The sequence below is a fragment of the Diplocloster modestus genome (assembly GCF_019042245.1).
Classification (GTDB): Bacteria; Bacillota; Clostridia; order Lachnospirales; family Lachnospiraceae; genus Diplocloster; species Diplocloster modestus.
The window spans coordinates 104,160-123,313 of the sequence record NZ_JAHQCX010000002.1 but is presented as its reverse complement, the minus strand read 5'-3'; the positions used below and the strand labels follow the sequence as shown (position 1 = coordinate 123,313).

Sequence of the window (19,154 nt, the reverse complement as noted above, 5' to 3'; positions counted from 1 at the left end):
CAAACAGTGCCCCGGGTCCTGCGAGGTTTCGTCCTCTTCTGCGTAACCCGTTCTAAGGCATGGCCTCAAGCGATTCGGCACCCGTTCCTTTTGTTCCTTCTTCCCTTAAGTTCCCCCATGCTCCTGTCCACTCCTACTTTGGTGATGTCCCAGATTCATGCGCTTGAGGCTGTGTATATTATAGGCGCCCGCTTCCAATGCCGTCCCCCCGCCGCTTCCCTCTCCGGACCTAGCTCAATAGCAAGTCCACATCAAAAGAAAAGGGCTTGAGAAGTAGAAGGCTTAATGATACAATCATGAAAGACGTTGGAAGAGGTGAATGAAGGAATGCATGTGGATATTTATACGGATGGATCGGCCAGGGGGAATCCGGATGGACCGGGAGGGTATGGTACGGTGATACATTTTCAGGATTCCCAGGGGAATCTGCATAAGAGGGAGTATAGCTGCGGGTATAAGAAGACTACGAATAACCGGATGGAGCTTATGGCGGCGATCGTGGGGCTGGAGGCTCTGACGAAATCCTGTACGGTGGATCTTTATTCGGATTCCAAGTATTTGGTGGACGCTTTTAATCAGAGATGGATCGACAGCTGGCTGAAGAAGGGCTGGAAGCGCAGCGGTAATGAGCCGGTGAAGAATGTGGATCTGTGGAAGAGGCTTCTGAAGGCGATGGAGCCGCATGTGGTACGGTATATCTGGGTGAAGGGACATGATGGACATCCGGAAAATGAGCGTTGTGATTTTTTGGCTACCAGTGCGGCGGATGGAGATAATTTAATGGACGATGAAGTCTTGTGCTGAGTGACGCACAGGATATGATAAATGAGGAGATCATGATGCATTTAGATGAATTTGATTTTGATTTACCACAGGAACTGATCGCGCAGGATCCGCTGGAGGACCGGGCGGGCTCCAGGCTTCTGGTTCTGGATAAGGAGACAGGCGAGGTGGAACATCGGATGTTCCGGGATATCCTTTCTTTCCTGCATCCGGGGGACTGCCTGGTGATTAATGATACGAAAGTGATTCCGGCCAGGCTGATGGGAAATAAGGTCGGAACGGAGGCCGGGATCGAGGTGCTCCTCCTGAAACGCAGGGAGAATGATGTATGGGAGACCCTGGTGAAGCCGGGGAAAAAGGCCCGGGTGGGAGCGGAGATTTCTTTTGGAGATGGGATTCTGACCGGTAAAGTGATAGGGGTGGAAGAGGAAGGAAATCGGTTGATTCAGTTTTCTTATGAAGGGATTTTTGAGGAGATTCTGGATCAGCTGGGACAGATGCCTCTGCCGCCTTATATTACTCATGAACTGAAGGATAAGAACCGTTATCAGACGGTCTATGCCAAGCATGAGGGATCTGCTGCTGCGCCCACCGCAGGACTTCATTTTACAACGGAATTGCTGGAACAGATTGAGCGGGCGGGGGTTTTGATTGCCCACGTGACGCTTCATGTGGGCTTGGGAACATTCCGGCCGGTAAAGGTGGATAATATTCTGGAGCATCATATGCATTCAGAATTTTATCGGATCGAACAGGAAGAAGCGGATAAGATTAATGCGGCGAAAGCCGGGGGAGGTAAGGTTATCGCTGTGGGGACTACCAGCTGCAGAACGCTGGAATCTGCTGCGGATGAAAGCGGACTGCTTAAAAGCGGAAGCGGGTGGACCGACATATTTATCTATCCGGGTTACCAGTTTAAGATCTTGGATGCTCTGATTACGAATTTCCATCTTCCGAAATCTACGCTGATCATGCTGGTTTCGGCTCTGGCCGGCAGGGAGTACGTGCTGCATGCCTATGAGGAGGCGGTTCAGGAACGGTATCGGTTCTTTTCATTCGGGGATGCAATGTATATTGGGTGAGTAAAAATTTTGACGGGAAGAGAACCCGCAAAGGCGCAGTGTTACTGGGCTTTTGCGGGGGTTGGGTAACGAATTTCGAGAACAGCTTTTTGGGCGTTTTGGAGCCAAAATCTGGGGAAAAGGCTGTTCTTACCTCAAACTCTTGCAAGAGTTTGAAAGAGAAAACGACAGAGTAAATATACAGGAGCCATGTATAAATTCAACTTCTGGACGAGCGGGACGCAATCGTGCGGGTAACGCTTTCGAGCATCTGCACCAGCGATTTGCACATCAAGCACGGCTCGGTGCCGCGGGCGGTTCCGGGTATTACCGTCGGGCACGAAATGGTTGGTGTGGTTGAAAGTATAGGCTCAGCTGTGACAAAGGTAAAGCCTGGAGATCGTGTGACGGTCAATTTTTCTGTTGTAGACTTTAGGATTCTCTGGCTTTCTGGTGACAGGATTGATTTCACCCCAACTGCCACGCCGTTTCGCTTGAAGTTCACACTGCTTTCTCGTTTGTAACTAGAAGATATTGGAGCTTTGAACATTGAATAAAGTGGAAAAATGTAGTAAAATTATGACATTATCAAATAAAAATTTCAGCAGATAATTTAAAGGATAAGGATACTGTCATATGGATTTGAAAGAAACCATGATACTGGTGGATGGAGAAGATAAAACCAAAGATATCCGCTTAATTCAACATGATGCAAAAAACAATAAAATGCTAATCGGTTATTTCAAAGGAAATAGAGTGTATCCCTATTCTTGCAGCCGTGTTCAAAAACTTGAGAATCCCAAGGTGATTGATTTAAACGGATGCGCTCCTTTTGCTGGCGGTATGCCGGTTTTTGAACCGCAGGCTATCCTTGACTTTGGGGAGCGGATTCGGATTATCGGATATCATGGTACAGCGGAAACCGTACTTCCAAGCGCATTTTGTTTAATAGAAAACAGTGCTGGCAATAACGATGCAGAACGTATTTTGAAGTACTTGAAAGATATCTCTCAGTACACGTCGGAAAAGCAGGAAGAAAACGCATTTCTAAAGCGTGAAATGGATAAGCTTACTTTCGTCCATCCTGAAAGCGTTTTAGGCAGATATTTGAATCGGCAGCCGATTCGGGAAAGAACTCCTGAAATGGATGGGATTATATTCCCGTTCCGGTTTAATTTGAGTCAAAAAAAGGCCTTGGAGAATGCCCTTACTCATTCTGTTTCTGTAATCGAAGGGCCTCCCGGCACAGGCAAAACGCAGACGATTTTGAATATCATTGCTAATCTCATAGCTGTTCAGGGGAAAAGCGTTGGTGTAGTATCGAATAACAACGAAGCGGTCAAAAACGTGATTGAAAAGCTTTCTAAAGGTGGATACGGGTTCCTGACCGCTATGCTTGGCAAAAGCGACAATCAAGACGAATTTTTTGCTGACATGCCTGTTGCTCGGGTAGAGGGATGGGATTGCGAAGAAAAGAAGGAAACATTGATTGAGCAGCTTGCGTCTATGAATGTGAAATTAAATCACTTGCTGCAAGCAGATCGAAAGCGGGCCCGACTTAAGCAGGAATTATTGGCCTGGCAGCTTGAACAGGAACACTTTGAGATTTACTATGATCGACAGGCTGTTGAAGAAATCGGAAAACTCCCGCTTCTAAAGGCGAGCCCAGATCAAATTATTTCATTTCTTGCGGAAACGACCCTGGCGAAGGAGCGCCAGCAATCAGACAAGGTATTATACAAGTTAAAGTTGCTGATTAAATATGGCATTTGGAATCAAAAAGTGCTGCGGCAGCATGAGATATCTGTTTTGCTGGGATTGCAGAAAGCGTTTTATAAAAAGCAAATAAGCAGTTTAGAAAAAGAAATCACAGAACATAATCATCAGCTGGAAGGAGCTTGCTTTGAAGAGCTGCTGAATGACCATCAGCAGCTTTCAGAGAAATTCTTTCGCCAATGTCTTAATGAGAGTCATAGGGATATAGAGCTGCCAAATTTCTCAAAAAAAAATTTCAAGATTTGCTTTCAGGAATTTATCAAAACTTACCCTGTGATTCTAAGCACGACGCACGCACTGCGATTGTCAATACCACAAAACTATCTTTTGGATTATGTAATCATAGATGAAGCGTCTCAGGTCGATTTGATTACGGGGGTACTGGCTCTTTCCTGCTGCCAGAATGTCATCATTGTTGGCGACACAAAGCAACTGCCCCAGATTACCAATGAAAAAATCAAAACTAAACTGAAAACGGAGGCCGCTGATCCTGTTTATGATTACTTCGATCACAGTATTTTATCTTCGGTCATAAGCCTATATGGAAATCAACTACCGCGTGAAATATTACGGGAGCATTATCGCTGCCATCCCAGAATTATTGAGTTTTGCAATCAGAAATATTATGATGGTGAGCTGATACCGTTTACAGAGCCAAGTCTTTCGGATTGCCCTCTGATGCTTTATAAAACGGCAGAGGGCAGCCATATGCGCCAGGTGACGCAGGGAAACAAAAAAGGAACTTATAATCAGCGTGAGCTTGATGTCATTATTCAGGAAGTTTTGGATGCGCCAGAGTTTGCAATGGAGCAGGGAAATATCGGAATTGTAACCCCGTATCGAAAGCAGGCGGACGAAGCTGGGAGATTGATTTCAGGCGGCGTTCAGAGCGATACCGTACATAAATACCAGGGGCGGGAAAAGGATACCATGATTATGTCCACGGTTCTGTCCGGTACAAGGGGCGAATACAGTTTAGATTTTGTGGATGACCCTCAAATGATTAACGTTGCTGTTTCCAGGGCAATCCGTCAGTTTGTTCTGGTAACAGACCATGACTTGTTTTATAAAAAAGGAAAAGATATTGGTGACCTGATCCGGTATATTCAATACAGCACATTTGATGAAAACGTGATTGAAAGCCAAATTGTTTCTGTCTTTGACTTGCTGTATCGGAACTATTCCAGTAAGCTGCTTCGGCTCAAAGCTAAAATGAAGTCCAGCGCGCCATACAAATCGGAAGAGGCCCTCCGCGTGCTGTTAGAAGATATTCTCAGCAAGGAAGAATTTCACCGGTTCGCTTATGCACAGCAGGTTCTGCTGCGAAATCTGCTCAATGATACAGGATTATTGACGCCGGAGGAATTACGATATGTCAATAACAGAGCATCACTGGACTTTGTAGTGTTTTATAAGCAAGATAAGGCTTGTGTTCTCGTCATTGAAGTGGATGGCTTTGCGTTCCATGAAAATAAACCGGAACAGTTAGCAAGGGATGAGCTGAAGGATAATGTTCTCCGAAAATATGGAATTCGGGTTTTGCGGCTGCCCACGAACGGAAGTGGGGAAGATGAAAAAATTCGGAATGCGTTGAGAGATTGCATGGTGCGATAGAGGATGCGGAAGTGATTTTAAAGCGCCCTCACGGGAAGAAATGGCTGATCGTCGGCAATTTTGGTATTTTATTCTGTTTTTATATAGGGTTACAGGGTCATCTTCGGAGAATAATCCTGTGCGATGTTTTCTTCCACATCATCTTCGGTGGAATTCGTCTGTACCTGTGCCTGCGTCATAGATAGCTGCATCAGGTTCTGGATTCGCCGGTTGGCAGTTTCCACTATGGCTTTGATCCGGTTACCGTCCATATATTCCTTTGCGCCTTCCGCAGACAGGGTATTTGTAATCAGTTCTTCGACATCGGAAAGACGTTCGAAGTCAATCCAGTTAAAGTCAGATACCAGCTTAAGCTGCTCGGCATGATGCTTTTTGAACGGCTTGCATTCCACATCGCGTTCCGCGCGAATCTGTCCGGCAACCTTATCGTAGCCGAGGGAGGAGCCGCTGTCGTAAATCGGAGCCATTCCGATCCATTCCAGCGTTTCCGCGTTGCGGAGCAGTCCGAAGTTGTTCAGATGGCGGTCTTCGTTGGCGATGATATAATCGAGTACGATCATGCGGTCAAGAAAAGGAACAACATCCTTTACACCGAGCGATTCACAGCAGTTTACAAAGTGCTGATACACAGAGGTACTTTTGTCCTTTTTTCGTGTCTGTATGATGCGCCATGCGGGGACAAGCTCTGTATCATCTGCGACAAAGTCTTCGCAAACGCAGTAAGGCGCACCTTTATTCCATGTGACCGCATACGGCACATGAGGAATTTCAAGCCGTTCCATGATTCCGGCCGCAATCACCTCGTTGAAGGGCTGCTGACGAAAAGGATTGGAACCGCCCTTCACAAGGCAGCGTTTGCCGTCTATGATCTTCCATCTTTTCTTCAGATTACCATCCGAGGTGTTATCGGGGGAACTGAAATCCAAAACATTCATCTTTTTATTCGTTCCGAACAGCACATCTCCAATGTCATCCGAGAAGTCGTTATCAAAAAAATTGACCTTATCCCAGGTGAGACCGGAGCCTTCAGGACAAATCCAGTACTGATCGGAAAGACTCAGTCCGTAGCAGCGGACAAGAAGTATTTTTGTGTTGGATAGTTCCAGCGTTTCAAGTGCTTCACGGATACCGGAACGGCTTGCCGGGATAGAGCGGTCCGTCCACCATTCGTTTAACGCCGCACGATCTGCAGTACCTCGGCGCACGGGAACTCCTACAGGTAGATGCGCGGGAGCATACACAGTATTGATTTTTTGTATAAAGCCGGTGGCGTCATCAAGCTCGATATCGGCAACGGCCGTCCGTTTATGCATTAAGGTACATTTCATTATTGCCACCTCGTTTTGTATTTTCGTTTCATTGCCACTGCTTTTAGTGGCTTTTGGAGTCCGACGCAGATTTCGAAGCTGTTCCTGTAATTCTTTCCGCAGATTGATTTGTTCGGAAAGTGCTTCAATCTCATCGTCTTTTAGATACTTGCTTTGTTTTTGACCTTTCTCCGACCATTGATGATAATAATACAGCTTTCCGCTAATGGATTTCTTCGAGATATATCCTTTCGGCAGCTCACTGATTCTTGCTGTCAGTTCTGTTATTTGATTCAAAATCTTATCATTCTGCATCCATACCGCCTCCGTTTACAGAAATTATTATACCCCATTTTAACCCCTTTTGTCAATGCGGCGCGGCGTAGACAAGAAAAGCTCAAATCGAAGAGCATAAACACGTGTATTTTTTGTCCTTCTATATTGACTTCTCCTACTGAACTTGCTATTATAAATATACAGAAAAGCGGTGTAGGGAAAGTGTCCCTACACCGCTCGTTTTTTCCAGATGCGATGCTCGTGGTGTAAGTAAATGTAATAATTACGGTAGGATGTAGCATCAACCAGAGAAGGAAAGAGGGGGGGCATGTGAAGATTTATTATTTCACCCGTACAGGGCGCAGTAAAAATATTGCAGAAACATTGGCGGCGAGACAGGGCATTTCGCCTTTCGCCATCACAGACGGAAAACATTGGGGAGGACCGGTCGGCTGGCTGAGAGCCGGTTTTTCAGGAATGCGCGGTAAAAGTATATCCGCTGTGTATGAAAAGCCCAAAGCAGGTGAGGTGGTAGCCGTGGTGTTTCCGGTCTGGGCCGATAATTTTCCTCCCGCAGTGCGCACTTTTGTGCAGCAGGTTGGACGCCAGAACATAATTGCGGTTCCTACGTCGCTGGGGAGTACGCTGAAAGACCGGGAGGGCTTTCAGAAAGTGATTGACCTTGTAGGCAAGGAAATCAATGCACCAGAGGAACTTTGATGAAAACCTTCGATGAGCTTTACCGCTGATCGGAGGTTTTTTCTGAGATTTTTAGAGAAGATTTCGATTTCTTAAAATGGAAAAATTTTGAGATGGAAGAAATCGGATATTGACAAAATCGGTATGATAACTTATACTATTTTTTAGTTAGCAATAACTAACTCGTGCCTATAATGAAAACTAATTTTAAACCATAGGAGGTATATGATATGTCCATGATTGACAAAGCAGTCCATGATTTTTCTGTCCAGGCATACCAGGACAATACTTTTAAAACTGTAACGAAGGAAGATATTTTAGGAAAGTGGAGCGTGTTTTTCTTCTATCCCGCGGACTTTACTTTTGTGTGCCCCACGGAGCTGGAGGACTTGGCGGACAAGTATGAAGAATTTAAAGCGGCAGGCTGCGAGATCTATTCGGTTTCCTGCGACACCCATTTCGTGCATAAGGCCTGGCATGATGCTTCGGATCGTATTAAGAAGATTTCGTATCCCATGCTGGCAGACCCGACCCATGCGCTGGCAAAGGATTTCGAAGTTTATATTGAGGAGAGCGGTGTAGCGGAGCGGGGCAGCTTTATCGTTAATCCGGAGGGAAAGATCGTGGCTTATGAAGTGACCGCCGGCAATGTGGGACGTAATGCGGATGAACTGTTCCGCAGAGTGCAGGCCAGCCAGTTTGTGGCAGAACACGGAGATGAGGTGTGCCCGGCCAAATGGCAGCCCGGCGCTGAAACGTTAAAACCCAGCCTGGATCTGGTGGGACAATTATAAGAGATGGCGGAAATGAACTCAGAGAATTTGTATGATGTAGTGGTGGCAGGCGGCGGGCCGGCCGGTCTTACCGCCGCACTCTATCTGGCGAGGGCCCGCTATCGGGTGGTGGTAGTGGAGAAAGAACATTTTGGCGGCCAGATCACGATCACATCCGAAGTGGTAAATTATCCTGGTGTGGGTCAGGCCAGCGGCTCCGAGCTTACTGACACCATGCGCAGACAGGCCCAGAGCTTCGGCGCAGAGTTTCTATTGGCAGAGGTTGAACGGCTGGATGTGGAAAATGAGATCAAAATCGTGCATACCAGCCGCGGAGAACTTCGTTGTTTTGGGATACTCTTTGCGACAGGGGCTCATCCGCGCATGGTGGGCTTCGATGGTGAGGAGGAGTTTCGCGGCCATGGTGTCGCATACTGCGCTACCTGCGACGGCGAATTTTTTACCGGAAAGGATGTCTTTGTAGTAGGCGGCGGCTTTGCCGCGGCGGAAGAGAGTGTTTTTCTTGCAAAATACGCCAGACATGTAACGATCCTGATCCGGGAAGAGGATTTTACCTGCGCCAGGGCTACAGCGGAAGGTGCCAGGAATCATGATAAGATCACCGTTCTCACCAATATACAGGTGGAATCCGTGTCCGGTGATGGAGCACTTAAGCTTCTGCGTTACCGCAATCTGGTAACGGGGGAGGTGACGGAATACCGGCCGCCGGAGGGAGATACTTTTGGCGTGTTTGTATTTGCAGGATATGAGCCGGCCACCGATCTTCTGAACGGAATTGCGAAGCTCAATGAACAGGGCTATGTAATCACAGACCAGAATCAAAAGACGGATGTGGAGGGCCTTTATGCCGCCGGTGACGTCTGTGTCAAACATCTGCGCCAGGTGGTGACGGCTGTAGGCGACGGCGCTCTGGCAGCGACAGAGCTTGAAAAGTACGCGGCGTCTATGCAGGAAAAGACAGGATTACATCCCGCTGCGCCGGTGACCAGAATATCAAAGACTGCAGAGAAAACGAAGATATCAGGAACAACAGAAACGGAATCAGCTGCTGAATCAGGAGACAGTATTTTCTCAGATGAAATCAGAAGCCAATTGGATGCCGTATTTTCAAAGATGGCAAAGCCTCTGGTCCTGAAGCTTTATCTGGATGAGCGCCCGGTTTCCCGGGAACTGGAACGGTACATGAAATCATTGGCGGAACTTACCGCCTGGCTTACTGTGGAGTACGAAGGCAGGGATACCGGGGAAGAGGAGCTTCCCGCAGTACGGGTCTGCCGCATGGATGGAACTGATACAGGCCTGTCATTCCATGGGGTACCGGGAGGCCATGAGTTTACATCATTTGTGCTGGGATTATACAATGCCGCAGGGCCGGGGCAGATGCTCGACGAGGATGTAGCCCAGAGGATTTCAGACATTACAGATCCTGTAAATATGAAGATTCTGGTCTCACTATCCTGCACGATGTGCCCTGAGCTGGTGACCGCAGCTCAGAGAATAGCCTCAGCCAATCCGTTGATTACAGCCGGGGTCTATGATCTGAATCATTTTCCCGCTCTGAAGGACCGGTATCAGGTAATGAGCGTTCCGTGTCTGGTGATCAATGATCAACAGATATCGTTTGGAAAGAAAAATATCCGGCAATTGCTGGAACTTATACAGAACCTTTAACTATTATAATCCTTTTCGGAAGCCGTCACGCGCTGACTGCTGTATTATACAGCCGTCAGCGCGTTTTAGGGATGTTCCCGCTTCCAATTTCCGGAAAATCCTGATCCTGCAGGCCTGTCAAAGCTGGCGGCGAGAGTTTGTCGGAGATGGCGGAGAGAATTGTACTTGAAAAAGGATATGGAGTGCTGTATCATAATTATAGAACAAATTTTTGCCAGCCAGGCGTTTTTTTAGCGGCAAAAGTTAGCGCAATCTAACTGGCGCGTGATAAGAGAAACCAGGAAAGGAAGAATCATAGAGTATGGATCAGGAAAACAAACATTTCTGGCAGAGGATTGCAAGACTCTACGCGCCGTTTATGAAAAAGAGCGGTGCTAATCTTTATAAAGAAATCTGTGGGGAGATTCGTCCGCAGCGTCCGCAAACAGCGTGAGTCAGCGATCGGCTGTAAATTGGAAGCGCAAGGGGGGAACCTGGAAGTACAGCTATAAGAAAGAAAAGAAAGAGGGATAGCTATGCACATATTTTCGCAATACGAACGGGCATTTCAGGGATATCATTTTGAAGCATCCAGCGTCAATGACGAAGAGATGCTGCTGACGGTGGAAAATGAATCTGGCCGGGGTACTATGTGCTGCTATGAGGCACTTCCGGGGGCACTTCTGGTCTATCATGACTTTAAAATGGGTTCCTGCTATCAGAAAGTCGAGCCGGTCAGGGGTTTTTTGCAGATCAACCACTGCAGGTCCGGATGTTTTGAGTTTGAATTGGCAGGAGGAGCCCGAAGTTTTATCGGAGAAGGAGATCTGGCTGTTAACAATCCTGAGATTCTAACAGTTGTGAATTCTCGTTTTCCACTGAGAAGATATGAGGGAATAATGATTATGCTGGAATTAGAATCCGCATCGGAATGGTTAAAACAGAATGCTTCGTGGACAGATCTTGATTTATATGGAGTGAAAGAGAAGCTTAAAAAGTACGGGGATGTCTTTTTAATGCGGGCAAATACCAGCATCGGTCATATTTTTGATGAGTTTTATCAGGTTGACGAGCGCATCCGCCGGCCTTACTCGATACTGAAGATTGCAGAGCTGCTGCTCTATCTGAGTCTGGTCTCTAAGGAGGAGCAAAGACACCTGCCCCGCTTTTCGCCCCAGGTTGTGGAGGGGACCAAACAGGTCTATGCGTATCTGTCTCAGAATCCACTGAGCAGGCTTACCCTGGCGGAATTATCCGCCAGGTTCCGTGTTGCTCAGACCAGCCTGAAAAGTTGTTTCAAAGCAATCTATGGACAGACGCCCTGCGCTTTCGTACGAGCAGAGAGAATTCAGATCGGGGCCAGGCTTCTGGTGGAAGATCCGGAGATGACGATTCAGGAGGTGGCTTTGCAGGCGGGATATGAGAATCCAAGCAAATTTGCCCGGGCATTTCATGCAAAAACAAATGAGACACCTTTTGTCTATAGGAATAGAAGAATGGTTGGTGATTGACCACCCGGATTCAAAAATTGCCGGTTTGGAGTGGATAATTCCGAAAAATCTATGCTATAATAAATATCGTGAATTCGTTTGGGAAGTAATATTTTTTTTGCCCAATAGTTAGTTATGGCTAACTGAACGGATTTATATTAAGAATAAGGAGGGATCAAAGTGAAACAAAAGAAGGAGAACAGTATAGCTAAGCTTCTTACTTATGCCGGCGGACATAAAAAGCTGACGATATTTGGCTGCGCATTGTCCGGAATCTCGGCGCTGCTTTCTATGGTGCCGTATATCTGTATCTGGTTCGTGGCCCGGGGAGTTTTTGCCGTGATGCCGGATTACTGGCGGGCTCAGGGACTCGTGAGATATGGCTGGACTGCTTTGTGGTTTGCTCTTGGAAGTGCAGGAATCTATTTTGCGGCGCTTATGTGTACACATCTGGCTGCATTTCGTACGGCAAAAAATATGAGGCGGGAGGCCGCGAAGCATCTGGTGGATGTCCCGCTGGGATATCTGAACACCAGTCAGTCCGGAAAACTGCGGAAACAGATCGATGATAACGCGGGGATGACGGAACAGATGCTGGCCCATGAACTGCCTGATCTGGTGGGGGCAGTGGTGACGCCGGTTGCCGCGATTATATTGCTGTTTGTATTTGACTGGAGGATGGGGATATTGTGTCTTCTGCCGCTGATCCTATCCGTCTATCTGCTCATGCGGATGATGGGAGGAAATAATGCCGCTTTTTTCAGCAGATACCAAAAGGCGATAGAGGATTTGAGCGCGGAAGCTACGGAATATGTCAGGGGAATCCCGGTGGTAAAGGTGTTCCAGCAGACCGTATATTCATTCAAGAGCTTTTACAGCTCTATCATGAGCTATAGTAAGCTGGCGACCGATTATTCGATGGGCTGCGGCAAACCGATGACCGCTTTTACCACGGTTTTAAATGGTACGTTTCTGTTGTTGATTCCCGCTGGTATGCTGCTGTGCAGAGCTGCCTTTGATGGCTGGGCGGTACTGGCGGACCTTGTGTTCTACATATTGTTCACGCCGCTTTGCTCCATGATGATGAGCCGTATTATGTATGCGAGTCAGGCGACTATGGAGGCCGACGAGGCTGTGCGCAGGCTGGATGAGATCATGGATGTGGAGCCGCTTCCCCAGTCGAACCGGCCCAGACAGGCACAGGGGACGGATGTGGAATTAAGACATGTATCCTTTACCTATCCTGAAGCAGATATACCTGCTCTTACGGATGTCAGTCTGCGGGTACCTGCCGGGAAGACAGTGGCCCTGGTGGGTCCTTCCGGGGGTGGTAAATCCACAGTGGCCAGCCTGATTCCGCGGTTCTTTGATGTACAGCAGGGGAACGTCCTGATTGGAGGCGTGGATGTCAGAGCCATGGCTACAGAAGAGCTGATGGGAAAGGTGTCTTTTGTATTCCAGGATACCAGGCTATTTAAGGCCAGCCTGCTGGAGAATATCCGTGCCGCCCGGCCGGAGGCAGCGTTAGATCAAGTACTGGCAGCAGCTCACGCGGCGCAGTGCGATGATATTCTGGAAAAATTCCCGGAAGGCCTTAACACGGTAGTTGGAACCGGGGGTGTCTATCTGTCCGGAGGGGAACAGCAGCGGATCGCGTTGGCCAGAGCGATTCTAAAGGACGCGCCCATTGTAGTGTTAGATGAAGCCACCGCATTTGCTGACCCGGAGAATGAATTGCTGATCCAGAAGGCATTTGAAACATTGACCAGAGGGAAAACGGTTTTGATGATCGCCCACCGCCTTTCTACTGTGCAGAATGCGGATGAGATCCTGGTAATGTCGGACGGCAGGGTTGCCGAACGGGGGAATCATGAGGCGCTGCTGCGCCGGGAGGGGGTCTATGCCGCTATGTGGCGTGATTATCAGACCTCTGCGAGATGGAAAGTAGGAAAGGGGGCGGCAATATGATCCGAAAACTTCAGAAAGTCTATGCCCTGACGGAACAGGGCGCGAAAGATCTGGTAAAAGCGACCCTGTGGACCGTGGCGGCGAACATAAGCCTGATGATCCCTATGGGGGTGCTGATCCTGGCACTGGAAAAGATCATAGAAGGGCTGTCCTACGGAGCGGATCCGGCGGGCGGGGTGTGGTGGATTACCGCTTTTGGCGCAGTGCTGGTGGTATTTATCTATATAATCCATTGGTTCCAGTACAAAGCACTGTACATAGCAACTTACAAAGAAAGTGCAAACCGGCGGATCCGGCTGGGGGAGAAACTGCGGGAACTCCCATTATCTTTTTTCGGACAGCGGGACTTATCTGATCTGACCGCGACGATGATGTCGGATTGCAGCTCACTGGAACAGGCTTTTTCCCACTTTGTACCCCAGATGTGGGGAACGGTCATTTCCACAATCCTCATCACCATAGGACTGCTGATCATGGACTGGCGTATGGCACTTGCCGTTCTCTGGGTAGTACCGGTGTCCTTTGTGCTGGTACTGGCTTCCCGGTGGTTACAGGTTAAATACGGAACGCAGAATTTCCTGGCGAAAAGAGCGGTGACCGACGGCCTGCAGGAACTGCTGGAAACAGTCAAAGATATTAAGGCCTGCAACCAGAAGGAAAAATATCTGAAGGGCCTGAACGAAAAACTGGATCAGGCGGAAAAAGCTACAATCCGTTCAGAACTGGTCACAGGCACCTGTATTACATCCGCACAGGCCTTCCTGAAACTGGGTCTCGCCACTACGGTTCTGGTCGGAGTCAGCCTTCTGATCAGAGGCAGTCTGGAGCTTACGATGTTTTTAATATTTTTAATCGCAGCCTCCCGTCTGTATGAACCGATAGGGATTACTTTCATGAATATGGCGGCGGTATTTAGTTCTCAGATCAAGATAAAGCGTATGAAGGAGATCGAAGAACAGCCGGTCCAGACCGGGAAACAGGAGTATACGCCAAAGAATTACGATATCACCTTCGAACATGTAAATTTCTCCTATAACGACAGCGATGGCGTCCTGGAGAATGTAACCTTCCAGGCAAAACAGGGAGAGGTCACGGCGCTTGTTGGACCCTCCGGCGGAGGAAAAAGTACCGCAGCCAGACTGGCGGCCCGCTTCTGGGATGCGGACGCCGGTAAGATCAGCCTGGGCGGCATGGATGTCTCAGAAGTGGAACCGGAAACTCTTCTAAAAAACTACGCAATTGTGTTCCAGGATGTGGTATTATTCCGTGATACCGTTATGGAAAATATCCGTCTGGGCAGAAGAGAGGCCACCGATGAAGAAGTGCTGGCGGCTGCGGGAGCAGCTCAATGTGATGAATTTATAAAGAAGCTTCCCCAGGGTTATCAGACGATGATCGGTGAAAACGGAGCGACCCTGTCCGGCGGCGAGCGCCAGCGGATCTCCATCGCCCGGGCTCTGTTAAAAGATGCACCTGTCATCTTATTGGATGAAGCCACCGCCTCATTGGATGTCGAAAATGAGACGGCAGTGCAGGCCGCGTTGTCCGGACTGATACAGAACAAGACGGTTTTGATAATCGCCCACCGGATGCGGACCGTTATGGGAGCGGATAAAGTGGTTGTTCTGGCCGAAGGAAAGGTAGCGGAAATGGGACACCCACAGGATCTGATGAAAGAAAAGGGGCTGTTCCGGCATATGGTAGAACTTCAGACGGAAAGCCAGGGCTGGGTGCTGCATTAACATCCGAGGCATCTTAGAAGCTGCTGCATTTGCATGATACCTCTTCTTTGCGAGGTGATGATCGAGTACAGGATTGGATTCAAACCGCAGCAGATTGGATACTGCAGTGCGTTTTCGGACATTTCGACTGCGCCTCTGTGATGGGGTATCATCTCACGCATGAAGTTGCAGTTAATCCGGTTTGTTGTACAGGCATTTCGCATATCGGTAAACATGGCCTGGGTGATCCGGCCGAATTGGCACTGATACTGATAGAGGTCTTGTTCCGAATTGGTAATTTCCCCGCAGGCGTACTGGATATTACGCATGTTATTTATACTTTTTGTCTGGGAAGTGATTATATTTGAAGCGATATCCTGTACTTGTATGTTGGTTGTGTATTTGAGTATATTGTGCGACATTTCTATGGCTGCCATGTGGTGCGGGATCATCTGAACAATAAAGTTGTAGGATATACTGCATGTGAAAGGTGCCTCGGTCATTCCTCGGATCATTTCATCTAAAATGTATTCAAATTCAGCCAGATAATCTTGCGTGACATTGCTTAATCGGTATGAACAATTCATGGTATGCCTCCTTTCTCCCATACTATGCAGGAGATGCGGACTTGTGAGAAACAGTAGAATGAAATGACATATCTTGGATGGGGAAAAAGTTTTATATAATGAAGACAGGAGAGGCTTGGATGAAATTAGTATTATTGCGTCATGGAGAAAGTGGATGGAATCTGGAAAAATAGTATAAATTAGTCGAATTGGGACAAAATGGTCCGTTTGGGACAGACAATACTCTGTACTTCTGGTATCCTGTTTCAGGAAAGCGCTTAAGAGCGCAGTTCTTTTGATAGAAAGTTAGGAATAACTAACCCATAGGAGGAAAGATGATGTCTGCTTTTATGCTGCTGGGCGGCCTGCACCCCATGTTGTGGGTTCTGATGCCGGGATTGATCGCATTGTTTACCGGTATTCCGTTTCTTCTTATGTGTGCCAAGGTACAAAAACCCGGAGCGGTGCTGCTTATGGGGATTATCACAGGACTGATTTATTTTGTTACCGGTCAGTTTACAGTGATCATCCTCATCACTTTTGTGATCGGATGCGGGCTGGCAGAGCTGGCACGTTGGGGGAGCAGATATGGAAGTTTTCGGGGGAACACGCTGGCCTTTGTGTTCTTCTCGTTGGGGATGGTCGGTTCACCGCTGCCAATCTGGGTGATGAGGGACAGTTTCCTGTCACAGATCAGCGAACAGGGAATGCCGGCAGATTACATAACAGCACTCGAAGCAGCATCTTCTCCGGCTATGCTGATCGTCCTGATGGTAGCACCGGTGATCGGCGCGGTAATCGGGGCAGCCATAACCGGAGCTATGTTTACAAAACATTTTAGGAAAGCCGGGATCGTGTAAATGAATAGTGTGGAAACCAGAAAGCATTCCATTGACCCGAGAACCGGGCTTTTCCTGCTGATATTGGCAAATATTATCGCTTTCACCCAGAACTCTGTCTGGGTAGAGTTCGGATGGAACTTTACGCTTGTATTACTATTGCTGCTGTGCGGATGCGTGCGTGCGGGGTTTAAGTGGCTGGCTGGGTTTGGGCTTTTGCTGGGGCTGCAATGGTTTGTGCTGCCCGTTTCCCCCAAAATAATTGCTACCAGTTTTACCATCTTTATCAACTATGGACGGCAGAATCTTAAGTACCAGGAAGCGGCAAAAGGAAAGCTTTTGTGTGATGCAGGATGTAAACCATCAGTTGTTTTATGACAGTGTGTGGAACGAGTGCGGGCAGGCAGCAGGAGAGAATCAGGATAAAATCGGGCCGGTATTAGAGAGTTTTGACCTGCTTCCATATAAAGAGCAGCATCCCATGGCTCTTTCCGGCGGTCAGAAACAGAGTTTGGCGGTGGCGACTGCCTTGCTATGCGGAAAACGGCTGTTGATCTTCGATGAGCCTACCAGCGGGCTGGATTACCGGCACATGCAGGAGGTCTGCAGCGTGGTTCGTTCTCTGGGGAGAGAGGGCCATATCGTACTTGTGGTGTCCCATGACCAAGAGTTTATGCAGGAAGCCTGTGGCCGGGTACTGGAAATGTAGAAGAGAAAGAAAAGAGGGACGGGATGGAAAATCTGATTCTCTGTGACCAGCTGATTCAGCTGGCAAAAAGCGATGGATGCAGCGTATTTCAGGCGAAAAATGATTCCGGGGAAGGGACGATCACCATGTATGAAGTATTTCCCGGCGTCACTCTTAGCTATAATGACTTTCACATGCGGTACTTCGATTCCATATTTGTACCGGAGAGGGAGGTGTTCTGTATCGATCACTGCCGGGAGGGAAGGCTTGAATACTCCGCCAGAGAGAATGCCTATTCCTATGTGGAAGCCGGGGATATGAAGCTGGACCGGCGTCTGACCCATACCGGGCACTTTGAACTCCCTTTATCCCATTATCATGGGGTGATGGTCTCGTTCGACATGGTAACCGCCTGCGGCTCCTTACGGAAGGAAATGAATGATTTTCCAGTAGATCTGAGGGGGATACAGAGTAAATATTGTCCGGAATCTTACCCCATGGTGATACATGGTCTGCGTTCCATCGAACATATTTTCGGTGAGCTGTACGCGGTACCCGAAAAAATAAAACTGCCTTATTTTAAAACTAAAATTCTGGAACTCCTGTTGTACCTGGAAGCGCTGGAACTGCCCGGCCAGCCGGAGGGACGTCCCTATTTCTATAAGACCCAGGTAGAAAAGGTAAAGGCTATTCAGGTGTTTCTGGCCGGGAATATAGATCAGAACTTTACCCAGGAGGAATTATCGGCCAGATATGACCTGCCGCTGACTACCATGAAAAACTGTTTTAAATCGGTGTTCGGTTCGTCCATCGGAAACTGGCTGTTACAGTACAGAATGAACCAGGCGGCGGTACTGTTTCCGGAGCTTTCTTCGAATCTGCTGCTTCCGGCTGCGGTGATTGTGGCGCTCTTCGCACTGGATTGGAGGATGGGGCTCGCTTCCATGATAACAGTGCCGGTGGCGCTGATCCCCATGAAAGCCGGAATGAAGACTTATAACAGACAATACGCTGCGTACATGGCTGCCAATGAGCATGTGAACAGTGTGATCGTGGAGTACATCGAAGGAATTGAGGTGGTCAAGGCCTTTAACCAGACCTCCGGTTCTTATGAGAAGTATGCCGGTGCGGTCAAATCCTTCCGCGATTTCACCATGGCCTGGTTTCGCAGTACCTGGGTGCCCATGAATCTGACATTTGCTATCCTGCCCACGACTCTTCTGGGGACTCTGCCCGTGGGCGTAGCCCTGTACCTAAACGGCAGCCTGGATCCGGCCAGACTGACCCTGTGCCTGATGCTGGCCCTTGGAATCGTGGGTCCTATGATGAAGGCGACCCAGTTTATAAATGAGCTGAAGAGTATGGAATACGCTGTGCGGGACGCAGGGAAGCTTCTGTACATGGAAGATCTGCCGGAGGCGGAAGAGAAGGCTGCGCTTCGGGACGGCAGCATCCGGCTGGAGCATGTCACCTTCTCCTATACAGGTGAAAAACAAGGTGAAGTGCTGCATGATGTGTGCCTACATATGCCGGAGGGCAGCTTTACAGCGCTGGTAGGCCCTTCGGGAGGGGGTAAATCCACGGTAGCCAGACTGATCGCCCGCTTCTGGGATGTAACGGAAGGGGCTGTTCTGATCGGCGGTGTAGACATCCGAAAGCTTCCGTTAAAACAGTTGGCGGATACAGTCAGTTTTGTTACACAGGATATTTTCTGTTTGATTGTTCACTGAAAGAAAACATACGGCTGGGAAATCCAAAAGCAACCGATCAACAGGTTTTTGCAGCAGCCAGGGCAGCCCAGTGTGAGGAGTTTATCGAAAGACTGGATCAGGGGTGGGACACGCCGGCGGGTGAGGCTGGAAAACAGCTCTCCGGCGGGGAACGACAGCGGATCGCTATAGCAAGGGCTATCTTAAAGGATG

At 48.4% G+C, this 19,154-nt stretch carries 16 protein-coding genes and 2 pseudogenes; 16 read left to right on the top strand and 2 right to left on the bottom strand.

All coding sequences use genetic code 11. From position 1 onward, the window contains the following. Nucleotides 1-327 precede the first annotated feature (327 nt). From rnhA to KTH90_RS03390, 4 genes and pseudogenes are all read left to right on the top strand, one after another. Nucleotides 328-804, top strand: coding sequence for a ribonuclease HI (gene rnhA / locus KTH90_RS03405; protein WP_158349720.1), 477 nt, complete (start codon nt 328-330; stop codon nt 802-804). A gap of 35 nt (nt 805-839) precedes the next feature. Continuing rightward, nucleotides 840-1,865: a tRNA preQ1(34) S-adenosylmethionine ribosyltransferase-isomerase QueA gene (queA, locus tag KTH90_RS03400; RefSeq protein ID WP_158350358.1), complete on the top strand. Its 1,026-nt coding sequence runs from the start codon at nt 840-842 to the stop codon at nt 1,863-1,865. A 197-nt stretch (nt 1,866-2,062) separates the two neighbouring features. Next, nucleotides 2,063-2,260: pseudogene (locus tag KTH90_RS25265) on the top strand (alcohol dehydrogenase catalytic domain-containing protein); the annotation flags it as partial. Nucleotides 2,261-2,480: 220 nt separating this feature from the next. Then, nucleotides 2,481-5,234: an AAA domain-containing protein gene (locus KTH90_RS03390; protein WP_158349718.1), complete on the top strand. Its 2,754-nt coding sequence runs from the start codon at nt 2,481-2,483 to the stop codon at nt 5,232-5,234. A gap of 89 nt (nt 5,235-5,323) precedes the next feature. Here the strand turns inward: KTH90_RS03390 and KTH90_RS03385 are convergent, their stop codons facing one another. Further along, nucleotides 5,324-6,856, bottom strand: coding sequence for a HipA domain-containing protein (locus tag KTH90_RS03385; protein WP_238726236.1), 1,533 nt, complete (start codon nt 6,854-6,856; stop codon nt 5,324-5,326). A gap of 291 nt (nt 6,857-7,147) precedes the next feature. Between KTH90_RS03385 and KTH90_RS03380 the strand changes: the two genes are divergently transcribed. The 7 genes from KTH90_RS03380 to KTH90_RS03355 all read left to right on the top strand — a co-directional run bounded on the left by KTH90_RS03380 (nt 7,148) and on the right by KTH90_RS03355 (nt 15,160). After that, complete coding sequence (locus KTH90_RS03380) at nt 7,148-7,537, top strand: NADPH-dependent FMN reductase family protein (RefSeq protein ID WP_158349716.1); 390 nt, start codon at nt 7,148-7,150, stop codon at nt 7,535-7,537. Between the two features lie 209 nt (nt 7,538-7,746). Then, on the top strand, nt 7,747-8,310 hold the full coding sequence (ahpC, locus tag KTH90_RS03375) for an alkyl hydroperoxide reductase subunit C (protein WP_158349714.1): 564 nt from the start codon (nt 7,747-7,749) through the stop codon (nt 8,308-8,310). A gap of 3 nt (nt 8,311-8,313) precedes the next feature. Beyond that, nucleotides 8,314-9,981 (top strand): FAD-dependent oxidoreductase, encoded by a 1,668-nt coding sequence (locus KTH90_RS03370; RefSeq protein WP_158349713.1) that lies wholly within the window; start codon nt 8,314-8,316, stop codon nt 9,979-9,981. Nucleotides 9,982-10,282: 301 nt separating this feature from the next. After that, on the top strand, nt 10,283-10,414 hold the full coding sequence (locus KTH90_RS24825) for a hypothetical protein (RefSeq protein WP_275061309.1): 132 nt from the start codon (nt 10,283-10,285) through the stop codon (nt 10,412-10,414). Between the two features lie 82 nt (nt 10,415-10,496). Further along, nucleotides 10,497-11,471 (top strand): helix-turn-helix domain-containing protein, encoded by a 975-nt coding sequence (locus KTH90_RS03365; RefSeq protein ID WP_158349711.1) that lies wholly within the window; start codon nt 10,497-10,499, stop codon nt 11,469-11,471. Between the two features lie 159 nt (nt 11,472-11,630). Next, nucleotides 11,631-13,418 carry an ABC transporter ATP-binding protein gene (locus KTH90_RS03360; protein ID WP_158349709.1) on the top strand — a complete coding sequence of 596 codons (1,788 nt, stop codon included), beginning with the start codon at nt 11,631-11,633 and terminating at the stop codon, nt 13,416-13,418. Further along, a complete protein-coding gene (locus tag KTH90_RS03355) occupies nt 13,415-15,160 on the top strand; it encodes an ABC transporter ATP-binding protein (protein ID WP_158349707.1) in 1,746 nt (581 codons plus the stop codon). Before KTH90_RS03360 ends, KTH90_RS03355 begins: the two co-directional genes overlap by 4 nt. On the opposite strand, the gene KTH90_RS03350 is transcribed toward KTH90_RS03355, so the two are convergent. Beyond that, nucleotides 15,157-15,726, bottom strand: coding sequence for a DUF305 domain-containing protein (locus KTH90_RS03350; protein ID WP_158349705.1), 570 nt, complete (start codon nt 15,724-15,726; stop codon nt 15,157-15,159). The two genes, KTH90_RS03355 and KTH90_RS03350, sit on opposite strands and share 4 nt — an antisense overlap. 314 nt (nt 15,727-16,040) lie before the next feature. On the opposite strand from KTH90_RS03350, the gene KTH90_RS03345 reads away from it, so the two are divergent. The 5 genes and pseudogenes from KTH90_RS03345 to KTH90_RS25050 all read left to right on the top strand — a co-directional run. Further along, complete coding sequence (locus KTH90_RS03345) at nt 16,041-16,565, top strand: MptD family putative ECF transporter S component (protein ID WP_158349703.1); 525 nt, start codon at nt 16,041-16,043, stop codon at nt 16,563-16,565. Continuing rightward, entirely contained in the window at nt 16,566-16,922 is a 357-nt protein-coding gene (locus KTH90_RS03340; protein ID WP_238726235.1) for a hypothetical protein, read from the top strand. Continuing rightward, nucleotides 16,891-17,253 (top strand): ATP-binding cassette domain-containing protein, encoded by a 363-nt coding sequence (locus tag KTH90_RS03335; protein WP_238726361.1) that lies wholly within the window; start codon nt 16,891-16,893, stop codon nt 17,251-17,253. Before KTH90_RS03340 ends, KTH90_RS03335 begins: the two co-directional genes overlap by 32 nt. A gap of 23 nt (nt 17,254-17,276) precedes the next feature. Beyond that, a complete protein-coding gene (locus tag KTH90_RS25055; RefSeq protein WP_330655830.1) occupies nt 17,277-18,962 on the top strand; it encodes an ABC transporter ATP-binding protein in 1,686 nt (561 codons plus the stop codon). After that, nucleotides 18,944-19,126 (top strand): annotated as a pseudogene (locus KTH90_RS25050) (ABC transporter ATP-binding protein); the annotation flags it as partial. The gene KTH90_RS25055 and the pseudogene KTH90_RS25050, both read left to right, overlap by 19 nt. Nucleotides 19,127-19,154: the final 28 nt, after the last annotated feature.